General features: G+C 36.2%; 20 protein-coding genes. 13 read left to right on the forward strand and 7 right to left on the reverse strand.

What is annotated here, in order from left to right; translation table 11 throughout:
• The first annotated feature begins 10 nt into the window (after positions 1 to 10).
• Positions 11 to 1,885 carry a glycosyltransferase family 2 protein gene (locus HMPREF1208_RS09060; protein WP_016426078.1) on the forward strand — a complete coding sequence of 625 codons (1,875 nt, stop codon included), beginning with the start codon at positions 11 to 13 and terminating at the stop codon, positions 1,883 to 1,885.
• Between the two features lie 81 nt (positions 1,886 to 1,966).
• Here the strand turns inward: HMPREF1208_RS09060 and HMPREF1208_RS09065 are convergent, their stop codons facing one another.
• The 4 genes from HMPREF1208_RS09065 to HMPREF1208_RS09080 all read right to left on the reverse strand — a co-directional run bounded on the left by HMPREF1208_RS09065 (position 1,967) and on the right by HMPREF1208_RS09080 (position 5,915).
• Positions 1,967 to 3,466, reverse strand: coding sequence for a tripartite tricarboxylate transporter permease (locus tag HMPREF1208_RS09065; RefSeq protein ID WP_016426079.1), 1,500 nt, complete (start codon positions 3,464 to 3,466; stop codon positions 1,967 to 1,969).
• Positions 3,467 to 3,479: 13 nt separating this feature from the next.
• The gene (locus HMPREF1208_RS09070; RefSeq protein WP_316251766.1) at positions 3,480 to 3,848 is read right to left on the reverse strand and encodes a tripartite tricarboxylate transporter TctB family protein; all 369 of its coding nucleotides are present in this window, start codon (positions 3,846 to 3,848) and stop codon (positions 3,480 to 3,482) included.
• Positions 3,849 to 3,941: 93 nt separating this feature from the next.
• Entirely contained in the window at positions 3,942 to 4,919 is a 978-nt protein-coding gene (locus HMPREF1208_RS09075) for a tripartite tricarboxylate transporter substrate binding protein (RefSeq protein ID WP_016426080.1), read from the reverse strand.
• Positions 4,920 to 5,252: 333 nt separating this feature from the next.
• The gene (locus tag HMPREF1208_RS09080) at positions 5,253 to 5,915 is read right to left on the reverse strand and encodes an NAD(P)H-dependent oxidoreductase (RefSeq protein WP_016426081.1); all 663 of its coding nucleotides are present in this window, start codon (positions 5,913 to 5,915) and stop codon (positions 5,253 to 5,255) included.
• A 293-nt stretch (positions 5,916 to 6,208) separates the two neighbouring features.
• Here HMPREF1208_RS09080 and HMPREF1208_RS09085 point away from each other — a divergent pair, with 293 nt between their 5' ends.
• Positions 6,209 to 7,072: a fructosamine kinase family protein gene (locus tag HMPREF1208_RS09085; RefSeq protein ID WP_016426082.1), complete on the forward strand. Its 864-nt coding sequence runs from the start codon at positions 6,209 to 6,211 to the stop codon at positions 7,070 to 7,072.
• Positions 7,073 to 7,270: 198 nt separating this feature from the next.
• On the opposite strand, the gene HMPREF1208_RS09090 is transcribed toward HMPREF1208_RS09085, so the two are convergent.
• Positions 7,271 to 7,873, reverse strand: a complete 603-nt coding sequence (locus HMPREF1208_RS09090; protein ID WP_016426083.1) for a hypothetical protein — start codon at positions 7,871 to 7,873, stop codon at positions 7,271 to 7,273.
• Between the two features lie 265 nt (positions 7,874 to 8,138).
• On the opposite strand from HMPREF1208_RS09090, the gene HMPREF1208_RS09095 reads away from it, so the two are divergent.
• The 4 genes from HMPREF1208_RS09095 to HMPREF1208_RS09110 all read left to right on the forward strand — a co-directional run bounded on the left by HMPREF1208_RS09095 (position 8,139) and on the right by HMPREF1208_RS09110 (position 11,700).
• Positions 8,139 to 8,693, forward strand: coding sequence for a hypothetical protein (locus HMPREF1208_RS09095; protein ID WP_016426084.1), 555 nt, complete (start codon positions 8,139 to 8,141; stop codon positions 8,691 to 8,693).
• Positions 8,694 to 8,792: 99 nt separating this feature from the next.
• On the forward strand, positions 8,793 to 9,848 hold the full coding sequence (locus HMPREF1208_RS09100; RefSeq protein WP_016426085.1) for an efflux RND transporter periplasmic adaptor subunit: 1,056 nt from the start codon (positions 8,793 to 8,795) through the stop codon (positions 9,846 to 9,848).
• Positions 9,845 to 10,528, forward strand: a complete 684-nt coding sequence (locus tag HMPREF1208_RS09105) for an ABC transporter ATP-binding protein (RefSeq protein ID WP_016426086.1) — start codon at positions 9,845 to 9,847, stop codon at positions 10,526 to 10,528. The genes HMPREF1208_RS09100 and HMPREF1208_RS09105 overlap by 4 nt, the downstream gene beginning before the upstream one ends.
• Positions 10,525 to 11,700, forward strand: coding sequence for an ABC transporter permease (locus tag HMPREF1208_RS09110; protein ID WP_016426087.1), 1,176 nt, complete (start codon positions 10,525 to 10,527; stop codon positions 11,698 to 11,700). The genes HMPREF1208_RS09105 and HMPREF1208_RS09110 overlap by 4 nt, the downstream gene beginning before the upstream one ends.
• Before the next feature lie 308 nt (positions 11,701 to 12,008).
• Here the strand turns inward: HMPREF1208_RS09110 and lip are convergent, their stop codons facing one another.
• Positions 12,009 to 13,910 (reverse strand): YSIRK-targeted triacylglycerol lipase, encoded by a 1,902-nt coding sequence (lip, locus tag HMPREF1208_RS09115; RefSeq protein ID WP_016426088.1) that lies wholly within the window; start codon positions 13,908 to 13,910, stop codon positions 12,009 to 12,011.
• Between the two features lie 330 nt (positions 13,911 to 14,240).
• On the opposite strand from lip, the gene HMPREF1208_RS12535 reads away from it, so the two are divergent.
• On the forward strand, positions 14,241 to 14,375 hold the full coding sequence (locus HMPREF1208_RS12535) for a hypothetical protein (protein WP_016426089.1): 135 nt from the start codon (positions 14,241 to 14,243) through the stop codon (positions 14,373 to 14,375).
• An 86-nt stretch (positions 14,376 to 14,461) separates the two neighbouring features.
• On the forward strand, positions 14,462 to 15,403 hold the full coding sequence (locus HMPREF1208_RS09120) for a cation diffusion facilitator family transporter (RefSeq protein WP_016426090.1): 942 nt from the start codon (positions 14,462 to 14,464) through the stop codon (positions 15,401 to 15,403).
• A 104-nt stretch (positions 15,404 to 15,507) separates the two neighbouring features.
• On the opposite strand, the gene yut is transcribed toward HMPREF1208_RS09120, so the two are convergent.
• On the reverse strand, positions 15,508 to 16,431 hold the full coding sequence (yut, locus tag HMPREF1208_RS09125) for an urea transporter (protein WP_016426091.1): 924 nt from the start codon (positions 16,429 to 16,431) through the stop codon (positions 15,508 to 15,510).
• A 241-nt stretch (positions 16,432 to 16,672) separates the two neighbouring features.
• Between yut and HMPREF1208_RS09130 the strand changes: the two genes are divergently transcribed.
• From HMPREF1208_RS09130 to HMPREF1208_RS09150, 5 genes are all read left to right on the forward strand, one after another.
• Positions 16,673 to 16,975, forward strand: coding sequence for an urease subunit gamma (locus tag HMPREF1208_RS09130; protein WP_016426092.1), 303 nt, complete (start codon positions 16,673 to 16,675; stop codon positions 16,973 to 16,975).
• Between the two features lie 11 nt (positions 16,976 to 16,986).
• Entirely contained in the window at positions 16,987 to 17,343 is a 357-nt protein-coding gene (gene ureB / locus HMPREF1208_RS09135) for an urease subunit beta (protein WP_016426093.1), read from the forward strand.
• Positions 17,340 to 19,055, forward strand: a complete 1,716-nt coding sequence (gene ureC, locus HMPREF1208_RS09140; protein WP_016426094.1) for an urease subunit alpha — start codon at positions 17,340 to 17,342, stop codon at positions 19,053 to 19,055. Before ureB ends, ureC begins: the two co-directional genes overlap by 4 nt.
• Positions 19,056 to 19,685: 630 nt before the next feature.
• Positions 19,686 to 20,402: a D-ribitol-5-phosphate cytidylyltransferase gene (locus HMPREF1208_RS09145; protein WP_016426095.1), complete on the forward strand. Its 717-nt coding sequence runs from the start codon at positions 19,686 to 19,688 to the stop codon at positions 20,400 to 20,402.
• A complete protein-coding gene (locus tag HMPREF1208_RS09150) occupies positions 20,395 to 21,423 on the forward strand; it encodes a ribitol-5-phosphate dehydrogenase (RefSeq protein ID WP_016426096.1) in 1,029 nt (342 codons plus the stop codon). Before HMPREF1208_RS09145 ends, HMPREF1208_RS09150 begins: the two co-directional genes overlap by 8 nt.
• Positions 21,424 to 21,433: the final 10 nt, after the last annotated feature.

Genomic DNA, 21,433 nt, shown 5'->3' on the forward strand with positions numbered 1-21,433 from the left:
GGATATATTTATGGGGGAATTAGTTTCAATTGTTATATCTGTATATAACAAGGCAGAATTTATTGAGAAATGTTTAGACTCTCTTGTTCGTTTGGATTTTAAAAAAGATGAAATGGAAGTTATTGTTGTAGATGATTGTTCTACTGATAATTCAGTGGAATTAATTAAAAAGTATGTTGAGCGTTACCACTTTATACATTTAATTGAGTTAGACACGAATTCGGGAGGACCGTCAGAACCAAGAAATATAGGCATCAAAGCAGCAAACGGAAAATACATTGCTATTTTGGATGCGGATGATTGGTTAGATGACAAAGGTTTTCCTTCATTAGTAAAAAGTTTAGATGAAAATCATGATGATATTGGATTTGGACAAATATATAAGCACACAAACAACAAAGTTCAAAAAGTTGCTTTATTTGCTTCATATAAAGAAGATCAACACTTAGTACCTTATAGTATAGAAAAGATTTTTCGTTCAGTGGGTCCTCCAGGTAAGGTTTTTAAGAAATCACTCGTTATAGACCATAATATTGAATTTAAACATAGAAAATATGGAGAAGATAAATTATTTTTCTCTGAATTAATCAGTAAGGCGCAAACCGCAACAATGACGCCTGTAGGGGTATACCATACAAATCGCTATCAAGAGAACGTATCATTAGTGAAACAAACATCTGTGTATGAGAAAGCTGTAATCAATTTGGAAATATTAAAAGAAGTCGTAAATTTAGATATCCCTAAAGCAGCTTTAAAAGCAATATGCGCGCGTTTCGTAGAATTGGATTTTATGCGCCGAATGTTTCATACAAAGACATTCGTAAAATCATTATCTCGAAAAGATTATTATCAAATATTTGATGAAGCGGTATCGATAATTGAACAAAAAGGGTTCACTATTCCGCAATTGTTGACGATGGATGTTTACCGTATGCTTTACGATGCATATAAAACGTACGATAAAGAGATTTTTGAGCAATTGTTAGAAACGCTCGTACACCAATCAAGTCAATCGTTATTTATAGAAAATGGACAGGTCTACCAAGCGTTATATGTCAATCAGCATCACTTTAAAAATTTACCGATCGAATGTTATCCAGTCTATTTGGGAACTCGAAGAATCAATGGGGAAGATTATGAATGGATTCATTTGTTGCGTGGAGAAAAAGTTGAAATTAAAGACGTTTTAGCCGTAGAAATTAATAATGCAGCTCATGCAAAATCATTAAATTTTCAATTGGATAATGATGTAATAGCAATAAAGACAAAAGATTTAGCAAGTATGGCTAGCTACAATATTAACCTTAAGATTAAATTTAATGGATATGAAGAGACGCTTGTAAATGCTTCCTATCCAACACATCAACAAGACAGGGTCATGAAGCGTCAAAATTTTAAAGTAGAATTTCAGAATAAAAAAGGTGCTTCTAGCAGTTCAAATAGCTATTTTAAAGAGAATCCTAAGCGCGTTGTGACAATTAAAAAAATTAAGCGGTATGAAGATAAAGATTTTAAAAAGCCAATTAGTGATGTCGAACCCGGAACAGCATTTTATATTAGCAAGATTGTGGCTTCATCAAATGATACACCTCGACTTCAAACTGTAGAAGGGGAGTTGATTACGGCTAATCAAAAATTTGTAGAACAACTCAATAAAATTGATGAGCAGTATTATACTGAGGTCCCTAAAACTGTTGAAATTATTAAAGCATGTTATTTATATGATTCAAGATCATTTAAAAAAGAGCCGATCGATAGTTTAAAGCCTGGCGATACTTTAACAATCGAACAAATCATTTATACTGCAAATCAAACACCGCGGTTAAAAACAACTACGGGTGCATATTTAACAGCGAACAAGCAATTTGTAAAAGCAATCTCTTAAACACAAAAATAGTTGAATTAAAAGAACAGCACTAGCAATGTATAGTTGGTGCTGTTCTTTTAGGTATGGACATCTTTTTCGTTAAGTGTTGCTTCGCTTCGATTTAATGAATTTCATCATGAATGGATAACATAGTGAAAGGAGCGTCATAAGTGTTAATACAATCGCAATCGGAGAGCCAAAGAAAATGTCGCTTAAATGATTTTGACTCGTGATTAAACTTTTGCGGAAATTTTGTTCCATATCTGAACCGATGATAGCAGCTAAAATTAATGGAGAAATTGGAAAATCGAGCAATTTCAACAATAAACCGACGACGCCAAAAATCAAAAGGATGTAAAAATCAATGACGCTGTAACTTAACGTATAAGTGCCTAAAAAGGCGAGAACCAAGATGATAGGATACAAAGTTTTTGGAGGTGTCTTTAAAATTTTCAACAATAAACCGATAAGTGCGATATTCAAAATCACTAAAAAGATGTTACCGATAAACATACTATTAACTAATGTCCAAATCATTTCAGGCTGTTTTTCAAATAATAGAGGTCCAGGTTGCAAACCTAACATAACAACAGCCCCCAGGATGACAGCTGTCGTACCTGAACCAGGCACACCCATCGTTAGTAATGGAATAAGTGAGCCAACAGAAGCAGCATTGTTTGAAGCTTCAGGCGCAGCGACACCTTCGATAGCGCCTTTACCGAATTTTTTACTGTTTTTAGAAATTTGTTTTTCAGTGGCGTAACTTAATAGGGATGCGACAGATCCACCTGCCCCGGGTAATACACCAATGAGAAATCCAATAGGGCTTTGACGTAACATCGTCCAACGCGTGCGCTTCCAATCTTCTTTAGTCAATTTCATTGAACCGAGGTCAGCTTTAGGCGGTTCTAACGTATCTAAGTGCATGTAATTATAGAAGACTTCTGCAACTGCATAAACACCGATAATGATAACAAGAAAATCAACACCTTCACTTAAATGTGTGATATCAAATGTGAAGCGATACACACTTGTTTGTAAATCAACACCGATTGTGCTCATCATTAAGCCGATAGACATTGCGATGAAGCCTTTTACCATTTTGCCAAGTGATAGCGTTACAATCATAGATAAGGTAAATAAAAAGAGCACAAAATACTCTCTTGGACCAAAATTGAGTGCAAAGTTAGATAAAGGCTTTGCAAGTAGTATAAAACCAATGACAGAAGTCAAACCGCCAATTAAAGAAGCCACAGCTGAAATTGTTAAAGCTTTACCGGCTTGGTGATTTTGTGTCATAGGATAGCCATCGAATGTAGCAGCAATTGCTGATCCGTCGCCCGGTGTGTTGAGTAATATCGAACTTCTCGAACCACCGTACATCGCGCCATAATAGATTGAAATCATCAAAATAAGTGCACTCACAGGATTCATCCCAAACGTGACTGGAATAAGAACGGCAACTGCAGTGGCTGGGCCAAGTCCGGGTAACATACCGACAACAGTACCTAAGAATCCACCAACAACAATCCATAATAAGTTCATAGGTTGGAAGGCGGTTGTTAATCCTTCCCAAAAACTATTTAAATCTATTCCCATTGAAAACCCTCCTTTATGGTAAGCTGACGTCTAACAGGTGTGAGAAGGTATACCATGCCACCCCAGAAAAGACAATTGCGACTACTAAATTTTTTAGCCAATGCTTAAATCCGTTGATTAGGAACATGACTGCAGCTAAAAAGAGTATGGTTGAAATTAAAAAGCCCACACGTTCAAAAATAAGTGTATAAATCAAAATAAATAAACAAGTTAAACCGATTCTTTTTATGACTAAGGGCGTCCAAAGTTGTTTGAATGCTTCAAAAGAAACTGCTTTGTCACTATACATTTGAAAGAAATAGATGATACTTGAACTAATGAGTAAAATTGAAATCAAAACTGGAAAATATTTTGGGCTTTGTGGATCTCCAATTCTAGAAATAGGGAGATGAAGCTAAAGTATCAAATAGATAATGCCTATCATAAGACAGACGAGAGGTGGAATGAATTTTGCCATATTTTAAACCCCCTTTGTTTAAAATCCAGCATCTTGAATCAGTTGCTGATATTTTTTCTGTTGTGCATTTAAAAAGGCTTCTGTTTCATAACTGTCTTTATAAAATGCATCCCAATCTTTGTTTTGTCGTATTTTTTTCCACTGGTCAGATTGAACGACTTTTTTCATAGTCTTATTCCAATAGGCACGTTCTGTTTTGGACATATTTTTAGGTCCCATGACACCACGCCAGTGTGGAAAAACAATATTTAAACCTTGTTCTTTCCAGGTTGGCACATCTTCTAATCCTTGTATTCGTTTATCTGATGTAGTAGCAAGGACTTTGAGTTTTCCGGCTTGGTGTTGTGTTTTTACTTCAGAGACTGCAGTGGAAGCAACATCAACATGTCCCCCTAAAAGCGCTGTTTCTAAATCACCGCCACTTTTATAAACAAGGAAATCTAACTTTTTTACATCGACACCGTAAGCTTTTGCAGCCTGTACAAATGCGAGGTGGTCATTATTTCCTAATCCAGGTGCAACACCAATTGTTAACGATTTCGGATTCTTTTTTAATTTTTCCATGACTTCTTTTCCTGATTTGAGATGAGAATGATTAGAAGCGGATAGACTAATCCATTCTGTCGCCAAAATAGCGATAGGTGTAAAGTCGCGTTGACTTAAATCACTTAATCCTAATTCATGGTTAGACAGTAATAAGCTGGAGTTGATAGCAATGGAAGAAGCAGGGCGTTCTGTTAGATATTGCCATCCTACTTCACCACCACCGCCAGGCTTGTTAATGACAGTGATATTTTGATCAGTTAAATTTTGATCTTGCATGATTTTCTGTATGGCACGGGCAGTTGCATCCCAACCGCCTCCTGGTGAAGCGGGTGCAATAATTTCAATTGTACGATTTGGAAATGTCTTACTTTTCGACTGCTCATGGTGATCACGGCTACATGCTGTGAGAATAAAAACGACGATAATTAAAAGTGTCACGAAATTACGCATAACCACATACCCCCTTTATTTGTGACAGTTTTAATTTTATCATAATATTCAGAAAAATATGAGGCTATTTTAGTGCTACATGACTGTCCATAAACAAAAATGAGGAGGCTGTGACATCAATCCCAAAATAAATAGCGCTAAGATGAATTTGAATAGAAAATCATCTTAGCGCTTCTTTTTTTATAATAAAATTTTGCTTACTAAGGGGACAGCATTAGACTAGAATCTTCTGTCCCAATACAAGCGTGTTCATGAAGACAAGGTTAACAAAGATTTTATGTCTTGAAGTCTCCTCGAATCTTCATTGTGTAACATAGATAATATGTTTTCAACCTAAACCCATTTTACAACTTCTGATTGGGTTTGACGTGTTTTTTCACGTTTTGGGTCTTCTTCTCGATAACCAAATGCGACCATTACAGATGGCGCAAAGTTTTCATCATCAATGATGCCTTTTTCGCTTAATAATTCAGCCACTTCATCATATTGAAAACCTTCAATTGGACATGAATCAATACCTAGGAATGCAGCAGACGTCATCATGTTGCCGAGTGCAATATACGTTTGTTTACTTGCCCAATCCCACAATGCACGCTCACTTTCATAAAGATTTAAGTTTTTATCTTGGAATGAAGTCGTTTTTTCACTCATTTGTTGGATCATCGTTTCATCCATGTGTTTGACATCACGTAATAAATGTTGAACGTAATTGTTTTCTGGACGGACATTTTTACGTGCTAAAATAACAACAAAATGACTCGCTGTATCTAATTGGCCTTGTGCACCCCAACTCATAGGCTTAAGTGCAGCACGAATGGCTGGATCTTGAATAACGACAAATTGCCAAGGTTCAAAACCAAGCGAACTTGGCGATAATCGACCTGTTTCAAGAATGGTATTAAAATCTGCTTCTGATATTTTTTTGCTTGCATCAAAACGTTTTGTCGCAAATCTGTAATTAAATGTATCTAGCAACAATTGACGTCGATCTTCCATAGTATTGCAACTCCTTTGTGCATAATTTCATATTATTTAGTATAACGAAGCATATACGGACATTAAAATATTTTGTTTTAACAGGGGGCTCATCAGGGAAATTAATAAAATGAAAAATATTTAAGCCAGATGTGCGTCGTAACCTATAATCGTATTTTCAATCTGGTAAGGCACCATGATAATTTGGCAATAGTTTCAAGGCCATTAACGTGCACAAATGTTGCGAATAGCGAAGTCGTTACGTTGTGATTGTTTAAATGAAAAAGTGCTCATTTAGAAAGGATTGAGGTTTTATGTTGGAACAATGGTATCGTGAATTGCCACTTCAAGATATTCAAAATATTACCGCTGTGAGTGGTGGCGATGTCAATCAAGCTTATCGTGTAGAAACAAGCAATGAAACATATTTTTTGTTAGTGCAACAAAATAGAGCGGCCTCATTTTATGATGCAGAAGTGGCAGGTTTAAAAGCTTTTGAGGAAGCGGGGGTGACGGCACCTGTCGTCATTGATCAAGGTCGAATTGACCAAGATGCCTACTTGTTATTAAGCTATTTGGAAGAAGGGCAAAGTGGCAGTCAACACGAATTAGGACAACTTGTCGCAAAACTACACCATACCCACGAGCCACAAGGAAGATTTGGGTATCCTTTGCCTTTTGAAGGTGGGGATGTTCAATTTAATAACGAATGGACAAAGACATGGTCAGAACTATTTATTAACCAACGTATGAATCCTTTAGCGAAAACGATTCGGAATCGTGGATTATGGACGGAAAGTGATGATGCTTTATTTGAAGAGGTCCGGAAGATTATGATCACGTCTTTAAAGCAACATGATAGTGAACCTTCACTCTTGCATGGCGATTTATGGGCTGGTAATTATATGTTTTTAACAGATGGTCGTCCAGCGTTATTTGATCCTGCACCATTATACGGGGATCGAGAGTTTGATTTAGGTGCTACAAAAGTTTTCGGAGGCTTTGATGATGCTTTTTATCATGCCTATAATGAAGCTTATCCATTAAGTGAGGGTGCGAATTTACGTATCCAATTTTATGAACTTTATTTATTGATGGTGCATTTAGTCAAATTTGGCGCTATGTATGCGCAAAGTGTCAGACGTACAATGAATAATATTGTCGATTCAGCAGCTTAATGCACAACCGTTTGTTAATATAGGTGACAGGCTGTGGCATCAATTCCTAAATAAAAAGCGCCCAGATGACTTTCAACAGTAAATCGTCTGAGCGCTTCCTTTTTATGATAAAAGTTCGTATTGTATGACGTCACTTTTTGAGGGGACAGCCTCAGCTTATAGTCTTCGGCTCGTCCTGTTCTCTTTTACATTTTTCAATTAAGCAAGGCCAGAGAAGACGAACAACACAATGAATACAGCAAGTGCCCCTATCCATGACCATTTTTGACTGATACGAAAAGAAGAGTGGAGCATAATACCAAAGAACCAAGCTGTAATTATATTTCTTAGGCTGATAGCGCCTAACCATTTATTTTTAGGTGCGAAGATGTTTAACGAATCAATACTAACGATGCTTGGATCGATATGGAAAAGCCACTGGATGAAAAGAACAACACAACTTACAGAAGCCATAATAATCGAGTAACGTAATAATGATGCAAAAACAACTTTAGCTGAGACGTTTGATTTAAAAATCTTTGTTATTACCCAAGTGATTAAGAAGAATATCGCTAATAAAAACCAAGAGACAATAAAAGTCCCAATCACACTTGCCACTCTCGTTATTGACAACGCTTGCTCAGCTTCAGTCGGCGAAAGCCCCACCTGATTGATGAGCACATCATTAAAGTCTATGAGTAAGGTGGTTAATAAACTCATTAAACAAGCGAGAATAGTAAAAACCAGAATTTTAACCAGAACTTTAGGTTGATGCCTCTCTTTAACAAAAGATTCAATATGTAATAGTTTTGAGTAATTCATGAATTGCCTCCCTAAATTATATTTATATTAGATTGTATCATTAAAATTTATAATTTTATACTTTATATTGTAGTTTTCTCATATGTTATGGCATATTTTAGAATTTTTAACTTTTAATAGTATATTTTACCTTGCAATGTGATAATATAATATTAACTTTTTAGAGGAGGATTTAAAGTTGGTCAAAACGAAGCTCCCTTTATTCTAACATTTTGAAAACTTACGGGATTATCCAACGTGGAAAGTCAAGTCGTTTTTACTTATTTTGATTACTGTTATTTATTCTTTAATATTAAAATATGACACAGATAATACCGAGTTGTTAGAAGGCTTTGGCTATTCTAAACAAGATATAGAAGAAATTCATCAAATTCATTGGCTAACCGATGTTTCAAGCAGTCTGATGGGTGGCGTGATTAGCTTTCTATTTACATTTGTTGTTTTTATGATGATTTCGAAATTTCTAAATTCAGATGTGACACCTAAGACGATATTATCAGCCTCTCTAAGCCATTCGCTTATTGTGACAACTGTTTCATTGGTTGTTATTGTGATTCAACTTGCATTACATTTACCTGCACCAGCTTACATTATTACAAGTTTGAATATCTTTCTTCCAGGTAACACCTACCTCGCTGCTTTTGATGTGCAGACGATATTTAAAGGGTATGTGACATTTATCGTCTATTATGCGACGAGCCGCTTATCATTACGTGCTTCCTTAATTTTAGGCTTATTAACAATTGTACTCATTGTCTTGCTAGCATTAGGCTCGGCTTTCTTAGAAGATACGATTTTGAGCTTGGCTGCTGAATTATAAAACAATTATTAAATATTTTGAATACATAAAATATGGAGTCCTTTTTAATGTTATAATACAGAAAAATACAAATTATAACATTAAGGAGGATTTTTAATTTTGAAGAAGAGGACATTAATCGCATTGTCAATCATTGGCATTATCTTTTTGACAGGAATTGCTTTTCTCGTTAAAAACTTTAGTCATATCGGTGGAGGCAATGATGGCGAAGGATACAATACATATACAGTAAAAAGCGAAAAACCAATTCGTATTTCTGGGAAAGTCTCTCCAGAAACAATTAAAACATACTTAAACAATGCGCAACTCGGAACATTTCTAAGTACACAAGTTGAAGACGGTCAAAGTGTATCTCAAGGCACACCGCTGATTAACTATGATATTGATGGGGCACAACGTCAAAAATTGAATGATCAACTTTTAAAAGCACAACAAAGTGGTGATCAACAAGCGATTAATACGGCTTGGAAGCAACTTAATCGATATGACGGTCAAGTAAATAATAGTATCAATGCGACATTTGATGGCACAATTTCATTAATCAATCGACAACAAGTGGGTGAAGGCGAGCCTATCCTTAAACTGATTTCGAAAGAGCCAATTATTCAAACGACAGTTTCTGAATTTGATTTGGATAAAATTAAAGTTGGCGACATGGTTAATATTGAAGTCACAAGTTCTGGTCAAAAAGGTAAAGGTAAAATTAAAAGCATCGCACAACTTCCAACAAGTTATGATCAAGATAAAGGACAACAAAGTGAAGCGACAGCTGGAAGTCTAGATGAAAATGCACATGGAGATGCGCAAACATTAACGACTAATAATCCAGTCGATGCACATCCATCAGGTCAAAATGATAAAGAAACTTCAAAATATAAAATCATCATTGGGGACCTTGATTTTAAAGTTAAAACAGGATTCTCCGTTGAAGCAAATATTCCTTTAGATACGCTTAAAATACCTAAATCTGTTTTAACTAAAGATAACCATGTATATAAAGTGGATAAAAATAATATTGCACATCGTACAAAAATTAAGTATGACGAAAAAAATGGTGATTTCATTGTGACGCAAGGTATTGAAAAGGGTGAACATTTAATACAAAATCCAGACTCAAAAATTAAAGATGGGGAGAAAGTAGAGGTGGCCAAATGATTGAGCTTAAAAAGATCAATCGTCACTTCAAAAATGGGAATACGCATAATCATATTTTAAAAGATATCGATTTAAAAATTAATGAAGGCGAATTTGTCGCTATCATGGGGCCTTCTGGTTCAGGTAAAAGTACCTTGATTAATATACTTGGTTTTATTGATCGCGGTTATGAAGGAGAATACTTATTTGATGGCGAAAATTATCAAAAACGTTCTGATAATGAGTTGGCTGCTATTCGAAATCGAACTGTTGGATTTGTCTTTCAAAATTTTAAGTTGATTCAAAACAATACGATACTAGAAAATGTTAGTATTCCGTTGCTTTACGCAGGTCTTCGTGCTTCTGAACGTAATGACCGTGTAATTGAGATGTTGCATCGAGTTGGTTTATTCGAGAAAGAAAACTTGGTGCCCAACAAGCTTTCAGGCGGACAACAACAACGTGTTGCGATTGCGAGAGCCATAGTAAATCAACCGAAGTTTATCATTGCTGACGAGCCAACGGGAGCGCTTGATTCAAAAACTTCAAAAGACATTATGGCATTGTTTTTACAACTCAATAAAGAACAAGGGACCACAATGATTGTGGTGACGCATGATCCTAAAGTAGCTGAACAAGCGGACCGTGTGATTCATATTCTCGATGGTCGTGTTCAAAAAGAAGAGGTGTTGAAACGATGACCTATTTCGGTAATATTATACACGTTGCATTGAAGTCAATTATGAAAAACAAGCGCCGTAATATTTTTACTATGATTGGGATTATTATAGGTATAGCTGCTGTTATTACCATTATGTCTTTAGGGAATGGTTTTAAAAAGACAGCAAACGAGCAGTTTAGTGATGCGGGGGCTGCAAAAGATACAGCATTAGTGAGCTTTACGCCTGACGACTTTGAACCGATTAAAGACGCTCCTTTTACTGAAACGGAAATTGATATTGCGCGCCAAGTGAAAGGTGTTCAAGATGCTAGTATTAAAGAAGATGAAAGCTCAGGTTTAATATCTGAAGCTAAAACGGTTAATAAGAAAACAGATATTGCAGTCGTTAAAAGTGAATCGGTGTCAGGTGTTTCTGATGGAAAAGGCTTTACAAAAGGTGATAATGCTTTAAAACAACGTGTTGCTGTCATCTCTTCAGAAGTAGCTGACACACTTTTTAAAGGTAACGTGAAAGGCAAAACCATTTATATAGATGATATGGGATTTGAAGTCGTAGGTGTGAAGGATAAAGCACAGCTCTCAGATGCTGTTCAAATCCCTACAAAGACAGTTGAAACTTATTTACCTCATCTAAAATCTGCGTTTCCGCAACTTGTGTTAAAAGTTGGAGAAGATGCGAATAAAAAAGAAATTGCAACACGCGTGGCTGATCAACTGAACAAAAAGGGTGCAGCTATTGATCAAGGTCAATATGTATACTCAGATACTGAAGAATTAATGAAAGGGATTGGCAAAATATTTGATTCAATCACTTACTTTGTTGCTGCTGTCGCAGGGATTTCACTATTTATAGCAGGTATTGGCGTGATGAATGTGATGTACATCTCTGTAACAGAACGGACAGAGGAGATTGCAATTCGACGTGCATTTGGTGCAAAAGGCCGTGATATAGAATTACAATTTTTAATTGAAAGTGTCATTCTATGTCTGATTGGCGGTATCATTGGTTTAATCATTGGAATATTGATTGCAGAGTTAGTCGATGCCGTTACACCGGAATATATACAAAGTGCAGTCAGCTTCGGTTCCATCGTACTTGCGGTAGGAGTATCCACATTAATTGGTATTGTGTTTGGTTGGATTCCTGCAAGAGCTGCAGCTAAAAAAGAATTAATTGATATTATCAAATAAATTTCACGGTTTCATTAAAAAGATGACTAGGGTTATGCAGTGCTTAAAAAGGAGCGCATGTGTGGTCCTAGTCATTTCAATGTTTTTGCACTTTTATAAGATATTGGTTTCTTATGTCCGCATGATAATATAGAGCTCAGATGATTCAAGCGTATCTCACACAAAAAAACGGTCGATGTGTAGTCACACCAACCGTAAAAACCCTAGCGCTTCATTTTGAGATTAGAATTTAAAGACGTTTCTTAATACTTTAAATAAAGAAAGTAATAACTCTAACGGTGTTCCACTCACTATGCATCGCCTCCTTGTTATTTTACAACTTCTTCTGTTTTAACTAAATCATCTGCAAGTTTAAGCCAGAAATTTTGAAGTTGTTCTTGTGTATGATTCGTATCGTTCGTATCTTGACCGACAAAGTCGACATGATCCCAACCTTCAAGGACTGGTGTCACTTGCCAAATGCCTTTTTGGATTTGGTCTGTAGCGTTTGTCCATGCTTGGTTATATGGATGTTGAGAAGAAACAACAGAGACAAGACCATCATTGACACGCCAATCTTTTTCAGGAGCTTTACCGATAACGTTAGCCGTTAAAGCAAATGTTAAAAATAGATCGCGATTTGCTTTTTGTTTACCTGATAGCGTTGCGTGTGTCGCTTCTCCTGTATAAGTTTTATAAACTATATTTGGATTGAGTGAAGTATGTTTATTGATTTCACTTGCACCTTCACGTGTTAAATCATAAAAACCAGTATCTTTTGTTTTCCACAGTTTATTATTATTTTTGATGCGTTCAGTATAGGCTTTATCTGTTTCGCCAGGTTTACGTTTAAGTCCCCATTGGTTAAGACCAAAGTCGACACGCGCATCATTTTTAGCTAATGCAGCTGCGAAATCAAATACAAATTGTCTTACGATAGGCTCATTACCGAGTGAGTCCGCTGCGTGTGTTCCGTTATGAGGCGTACCTAAAGTCGTAATTGAAGCAACCATGTTATCGTGTCCACCTTCAAATAAAGGCGAGATTGTGCCACCATGTTTTTTATGGTATTCAATTTCTTCTTGACTACCGTTACGGAGTAATTCTTCTAACACACGAATCGTTTGACCACCCATACTATGACCTACAAGATGGATCTTTTTGCCAGGTTCCCAATCTTTATAAATACCTTCATACGTATTACCGTAACGGGCATGTCCATATTTTGCTGCATGCGCTGCACCGTAATCAACACGACCACCTTTTATGTAGTAATACAGTTCTACAGCGCGGTCATAGTTACTACCAAATGCGCTGACACTTGCTTCATAAGTGTTGTAGCCATTTTCTTCTAAATATTGACGAATATTGAGCTTTTCTCCACCCCAATAATGTGAGAGGACAGTAGGATTTTTATCATCCACAAAGCCGTTAAAGCCATGAACTAAAACAATTGGTTCTTGGTTTTTATAATAGTTTTGTTTCGCTTTTTGACTGGGTTGTTCATTTAACTTTTCAGCTTGACGTTGACGACTTTGCGTTTGAGTTGTCGCTTTCTCTTGTTCTTTTGTAGAAGTTAAATCCGTTTTGACAGGCTGTCCGACATGGGGTTTCGTCCATTCATTTGATTTGAGTGTTTGAGGCGCGGCCGTTTTCTCATCTTTTACAGCGTAAGTTGCAGATGATGTAGGTTGAACGGTCTGCTTGCTTTCTGTTTGTTTTTCATCTGATGGTGTCGTTGAAGGTGTATTTTCATTTGATGCTTTTTGAGTAGGTGCTTTGACAGGAGAATTCAAAGGTTGTTGAGACACTTGAGGTGTTTTGACATGATTTTCAGTTTGTGTAGCATGCGTCAATGGTGCAGGTGCTGTCGTGTCATGGTTAGATGCATGTTCTTTTTGATTGTTTTGAGCCGTTGCGTTTTCGTCGGTTTGCGTTTGAGCGTTATATTTCTCGGTTGTACTTCGTTCACTTTGTGCTTGAGATACATCGTTATTTGATTGTGTTTCTGTATCTTTTAAAGATTTTTGTGATTCTTCATCAGAAGCTTGCTGTTGTTTTTCTAATTGGGTATGTGCCTGATGAGAAGCGTCACTTGGTTCTTGACCCCCGTATGTAGATTCAGCTGAAACAGGCGTTTGTAATAGCCCGATGAAAAAGAAAGAAGCAATAACAGCTGATGATGCCCCGATTTTAAATTTACGAATGCTGTAGACATGTTTTTGTTTCATTTTTTCCCACCTCATTTGAATATTGTTTGTAAAAGTTAGCCAAAGTTAAATAAAGATATTGATCAGTATGCGAGGTAACCACTCAAGTAATTGCGCTAAATAAACCGACATATAAACGCCTCCTTATAATTTTTCTTTTTGAAAGGGTTTTCAAAAAGGATATATAAATAATACATTAAGTTCAAATAATTGTCAAATTTTTTTAATTAAGTACCTTGAAATATTTGTTGTTTTAAAAATAGATGTTTTTTAAAGAATATATTTCTAAAGCATGTTTGTAGTTGTTGGCACAGTGGTATGTTAGAATAGAATGAACTGGAGGCTTATATTATGAAACAATGTTATAAATTGTCTGCATACATTTTTGGCGGTATTGCAGTAGCAGTGCTAGCAGGTGTGGCATACTTGTCATACCAACAATATCAGCAAGATGAAGAAATAATGAATGACAATTTCAAAGCTTAGTCGAAAAAATTGAGGTGAATGCGGTGAGACCGTATTCACCTCGTGTCGTTTATGGGCAATGAGAAAAATTATCAAGGAGGGATATGATGTCAAGAGGAAACTATTTTCATCACGTGGAGCATAGAAAAAAACAGACGCATTCCAAAATGACTTTGTGGTTGTCACTCATTATTACGCTCTTTTTTACAGTTGTTGAATTTTCTGGAGGGATTATTTCCAACTCGCTAGCGTTATTATCAGATTCGTTCCATATGTTAAGCGATGTCTTTGCACTTGCTTTATCGATGCTTGCTGTCTATTTTGCGAGTCGAAAACCTACTGCACGATATACATTTGGGTATTTGCGTTTCGAAATTCTCGCTGCTTTTTTAAATGGTTTGGCATTGGCAGTGATTTCGGCATGGATTTTTTATGAAGCGATTGTCCGTATTATTTTTCCAAAGCCTGTAGAAAGTGGTTTAATGCTTGTCATTGCTACAATTGGCTTAATTGTAAATATAGTACTAACCATCATTTTAGTGCGGTCATTGAAGAGCGAAAATAATATTAATATCCAAAGTGCGCTGTGGCATTTTATGGGAGACTTGTTAAATTCAATCGGTGTCATTGTTGCAGTTGTATTAATCTACTTTACAGGTATTCAGTTAATTGACCCCATTTTGAGTATGGTGATTGCGTTGGTGATTTTGCGTGGCGGGTATAAAATCATGCATAATGCCTGGTTGATTTTAATGGAATCTGTACCAGAACATTTAGATACCGATGAAATTATGGAAACGATGAAATCTGTTAATCAAGTGTTAGACGTCCATGAGTTCCATTTATGGTCAATTACGACAGAGCATTATTCACTCAGTGCTCACGTCGTTTTGGATAGTCGAAGTAGTGTGGATGCGTATCAAACAATTAATAAGCTTGAAACATTGTTGAAAGAAAAATATGGTTTGGCACATACGACACTGCAAATTGAACATTTAGTGATCAATCATTTAGATGAAGCTTACTTTGAAGAAGTGAAAAATGAATAGATATCGCGTTTAATTTAACATAACTAGAGAAATGTATTTGATTTTAAAAGCGTCAATACGAGCATGCTGAGTTTTTAACTTAGATGCGGCGATTGACGCTTTTTTTATGAGGAGGTTTTAATTCGATTTGGAGGAGGTGTTTGACCAGCAAGTAACAGTGTCCACGTCACTAAAATAAATGGGAATGTTAACGCAGGAAGTCCGATAGGTTCAAAGAATGTTGCAGTGGCTGCATACATCATCGGTGTCATTATAACTGCCAATAAAAAGACAAGTATGGGATGAAAATGGCTTTTTGAACGGAATGTAACACCAACTGCAATGACGGTTAGCATTAAGTTGAAGCCAAACAGACCTTCATTAAGACTACCGATATCTGCGCCCATAAAGAACTCAAGAAGTAAACCTAATAAATTCGCTATGAGGAGATAGAGACCAGCACGTCGAGAAGCAATCCAACAAGCAATGACAATTAAAAGCCCACTTAACACATGTTCAATAAGGAAAATTTGACTGACATTGTTAAAAAAAGCAAACACTGGATGGAAAGGTGTATTTAAATCAATGTGAATGTGAGAGGTTAATGGTAAGACCGCTACATTCGTTTGGATAAACTTAAACTGTTGAGACATTAATAAAACGAGCCATGTTAGAACGACAAATGGCGTTGTCAGCTCTGGCAAATGTAAAGGCTTTAAGAAGTTTTTAATTGCTTGAGCAATTGGCATTGCAAGTAAAATACAAATTAAAATAATCATCACGTTTTGCCAAGACCATACTAAAAAAAGTGTTAAATCAATAGCAATTAATACAGGATTAAAACCAGCCAGGCCTGCTTGGATTTCCGATTCGGTATAATTAAAAAAACGGGCGGTTAATAAACTGAGCAAGCTACCGACCATTGCGGCGAATCCAATTTTCCAATTGCCAATCCATAACGCAATTAAAATAATGAGACCTGTCCAAGTATTTTCTAAGAGCACGACTTGGGAGATGTTTTTGAAAAAAGTATGTATCCATGTTGGCATGTTTTTTCACGCCTTTCTCTCTCGTGATATTGTTTCAGAATATGCTTTAACTTTACCACTTTAACAGCGTATATAACCACTATATTACGATAATATTAAAAGTAATGAAAGAAATGTATTATAGAATAAAATATAGTTGAAAGCTTTTATAAAATAGCATTATCGTTTGAAAGTGATTTTCGAAGAATCTATAATGAGAGGCGTAATCACTTATTTTTACATTGTTAAGGAGTGGACTGACATGTATTTTACACAACGAGAGCAAGACAAGTTGATGATTGTCGTCGCAGCAGATTTAGCGCGTAGACGAAAAGAACGAGGGCTAAAATTAAATCATCCTGAAGCAGTTGCCTTAATTAGTTATGAAATCTTAGAAGGGGCGAGAGATGGCAAGTCTGTCGCCGAATTAATGAGTTATGGAAGAGAAATTTTAACAAAAGATGATGTCATGGAGGGTGTTGATGCAATGGTGACTGACATTGAAATAGAAGCCACATTTCCTGATGGCACAAAGTTGGTAACCATTCATCATCCCATTGTATAGGAGGAATAAACATGAAACCTGGTGAAATCATTGTTAAAAAGTCAGAAATTACAATCAATAAAGGCAGAGAAACGACAAAACTCAATGTAAAAAATACGGGTGATCGTCCTATTCAAGTCGGTTCACATTTTCACTTTTATGAAGTGAACCCCGCACTCGCGTTTGATCGTGACGATGCTTACGGAAAACATTTAGATATTCCTGCAGGGGCTGCTGTGCGTTTTGAACCTGGAGATGAAAAGACAATTTACCTTGTACGTTACGCTGGACGTCAACATATTTATGGTTTTCATGGTCTTGTCGATGGCCCGATTGATAGATCAAAGGTGACACCACCAAATGTCGAAGAGGGAAGTGAAGACAAATGAGTTTTAAAATGACAGATGCGCAATATACCAGTTTATATGGGCCGACAGTAGGAGATTCGATTCGTCTTGCAGATACAGATTTATTTGCGAAAGTAGAAAAAGATTATGCCAATTATGGTGATGAAGTCACTTTTGGTGGTGGCAAGTCCATTCGTGATGGTATGGGTCAAAATCCAAATGCTACAAGAGCACATCCACAAGTTGCAGATCTTGTCATTTCCAATGCGGTGGTCATTGATTATAACAAAGTGATTAAATGTGATATTGGTGTGAAAGATGGTCGTATTATGAAGTTAGGTAAAGCGGGTAATCCAGACATTATGGATGACGTTGATATCATTATTAGCGCTTCAACAGATGTCATCGCAGCAGAAGGTCGCATTGTAACTACAGGCGGAATTGATACGCATGTGCACTTTATTAGCCCTGAACAAGCAGAGGTTGCATTAGAAAGTGGCATTACGACGCACATTGGTGGTGGTACAGGAACTTCAGAAGGCACCAATGCTACAACAGTTTCACCAGGTGCTTGGTATATCCATCGAATGCTTCAAGCAGCAGAAGGTTTACCACTGAATATCGGTTTTACTGGGAAAGGCCAAGCGGTAAACCATGAAGCACTAGAAGAACAAATACGTGCTGGGGTCATTGGCTTGAAAGTTCATGAAGACTGGGGTGCCACACCGTCTGCATTGCGACATGCATTAGAAGTTGCAGACGAATATGATATTCAAATTGCGTTACATGCCGATACACTAAATGAAGCAGGATTCATGGAAGATACGATGAAAGCTATCGGTGATAAAGTCCTCCACATGTATCATACTGAAGGTGCGGGAGGCGGACATGCGCCTGATTTGATAAAGTCAGCATCTTATCCGAATATTTTGCCGTCTTCTACAAATCCAACCTTACCGTACACACATAATACGATTGATGAGCACTTGGGCATGGTAAGGATTACACATCATCTCAATGCTTCAATTCCTGAAGATGTGGCTTTTGCTGACTCTCGAATTCGTAAAGAAACCATTGCTGCAGAAGATGTCTTACAGGATATGGGCGTTTTTAGTATGGTGAGTTCCGACTCCCAAGCAATGGGCCGTGTGGGCGAGGTCATCATACGCACATGGCAAGTGGCGCACAGAATGAAGCAGCAAAGAGGCCCGCTTGAAGGCGATGGAGAACACAATGATAACCGCCGAATCCAACGTTATATTGCCAAATATACGATAAATCCTGCGATAACACATGGGATTTCTGATTATGTGGGTTCAGTAGATGAAGGAAAGCTTGCTGATTTAGTGATATGGGATCCGCGTTTCTTCGGCGTCAAACCAGAAATGGTCATTAAAGGCGGCATGATTCATGTCGCCGCAAATGGAGATGCGAATGGATCCATTCCAACAGCTGAACCGGTAAAATATCGTCGTATGTATGGTCAATATGGCAGTAATATACAAAATACAGCAATCACCTTTGTTTCTCAAGCGGCATATCACGATGATATTCGCAGTCAGCTCGATTTAAAACGACAGGTCAAACCTGTACATAACATACGAAATCTTTCTAAAAAAGATATGATTAATAATAACGCGATGCCACGAATTGATGTCGATCCACAAACGTACGAAGTCTTTGTAGATGGCAATAAAATTACAAGTGAAGCGGCCACAGAACTTCCGTTGGCACAACGTTACTTTTTATTTTAACTAATTTATATTAGGTCGGGCTGAAGACCAAACTCAAAATAATAAGTGCTAAGATGATTTTTAATAGATCACCGTCTTAGCGCTTCTTTTTTATTATAAAACTTCATTATGACTTCGCTTTTCGAGGAGACAGGCCCATCTTGTAGACTTCGACTAACCCTGTTCCCTCACCTATTTCGTCATAAATACTTCTAACGCTACCAAAGTGAGATTTGCAGTGAGACTAACAAACGTTTCACTGCTTTTTTATATTGAAAAAAAGACTTTAAGATTATCAAAAAATTTAAGAAACCCTCCATCATCTTAAGTATAAATCTACGTTTTGAATGCTGGCTAACTAAAGTATAGATTGTCAAAATGAGTTGCTTTAATATAAAAAAATTATTTTTTTATAAAAGTCTATTAGTTATATATTAATATATTAGATTTTTATGATGGATATTCCTATAGATGATTTTGCAATATATTTTTAATAATGTATAATGTGTTATAAACGCGTGTATAGCGTCTAAAATAAGGATTTTAAAAATTCTAATAGTTTTTATATGAAAGCGTTTTAATAATAAATATACTTTTACTAATACTATGATAATCATTGAATAAATTTTAAGGTAGGGAGTAGATGTTTAAATGATTTATGCAGGAATATTAGCTGGTGGAATAGGGTCAAGAATGGGAAATGTTCCTTTGCCTAAACAATTTTTAGATTTAGATGGTAAACCTATTCTTATTCATACAGTAGAAAAGTTTCTATTAACATCAATGTTTGATGAGATTTTTATTGCAACACCACAAAAATGGATTTCACATACTAAAGATATACTTAAAAAACATCATATTGATGATGAGAGAATCAAAGTTATTGAAGGCGGTTCAGATCGTAATGAAACGATTATGAACATTATAAAGACGATAGAAGCAGAAAAAAGTATTACAGATGAAGATGTCATTGTGACACACGATGCTGTAAGACCATTTTTAACACACCGAATTATTAAAGAAAATATAGAAGGTGTACTTAAATATGGCGCAGTGGATACAGTTATACCTGCCACAGATACTATCATTACGTCAAATGATGGCGATTCAATCAATACAATACCTATTAGAAATGAAATGTATCAAGGACAAACACCACAGTCATTCAATATTAATTTATTGAAAAATAGCTACAACGATTTATCTAGTGAAGATAAAAAAATATTAACAGATGCGTGTAAGATACTCGTAGTGAACAATAAGAAAGTTAAATTAGTCATGGGTGAACTTTATAATATTAAAATTACGACACCTTATGATCTTAAAGTCGCAAATTCAATCATCAAAGGTGGGATGCTAAATGATTAACCAAGTATACCAACTTGTAGCGCCTAGACAATTTGAAGTGACATATAATAATGAAAACATTAAAAGTGACAAAGTAGTTGTACGTCCTTTATATTTATCTATTTGTGCAGCTGATCAAAGATATTACACAGGAAGCAGAAATGAAAAGGTATTAAAGAAGAAACTTCCAATGTCTTTGATACATGAAGGTGTAGGTGAAGTCGTATACGACAGTAAAGGCATCTATAAAATTGGAACTAAAGTCATCATGGTTCCTAATACGCCGATTGAAAAAGATGAAGTAATTGCTGAAAACTATTTACCTAGTAGTAAATTTAGATCGAGTGGTTTTGATGGTTTCATGCAAGATTATATATTTATGGATCATGACCGAGTCGTGGAAATTGATAAAAGTATTGAGGATTTAAGTACAATTGCTTACTCAGAACTCGTCAGTGTAAGTTGGCACGCAATACAGAGATTTTCACGAAAATCACATGCTTACAAAAGTAGTTTTGGTATATGGGGCGATGGCAACTTAGGTTATATAACAGCTGTTTTACTTCACAAGCTCTATCCCGAAGCTAAGTTATACGTTTTCGGTAAGACTGATTATAAGTTAAGTCATTTTTCATTCGTTGACCAAGTGTACCATATAGATGAAATACCAAGTGATTTAACATTTGATCATGCTTTTGAGTGTGTAGGTGGCAAAGGGAGTCAATCTGCAGTTGAGCAAATCATTGATTTAATTTCTCCAGAGGGCACAATCAGTTTATTAGGTGTTAGTGAGTATTCCATAGAAGTAAATACGCGACTAGTGCTAGAGAAAGGTTTAACAATGTTCGGAAGCAGTAGAAGCGGTGCACAAGATTTTAAAGATATTGCGGAATTATATAAAAATAATCCAGATGTAGTTGAAAAGTTATCTTTATTAAAAGGTAATGAATTTGATGTGAAGACCATTAATGATGTCGTGGATGCATTCGAAAAAGACTTAGCGACTTCATGGGGCAAGACAGTAATTAAGTGGACGTTGTAATCGTATAGAG

Source organism: Staphylococcus sp. HGB0015, from assembly GCF_000411275.1.
GTDB lineage: Bacteria > Bacillota > Bacilli > Staphylococcales > Staphylococcaceae > Staphylococcus > Staphylococcus schleiferi.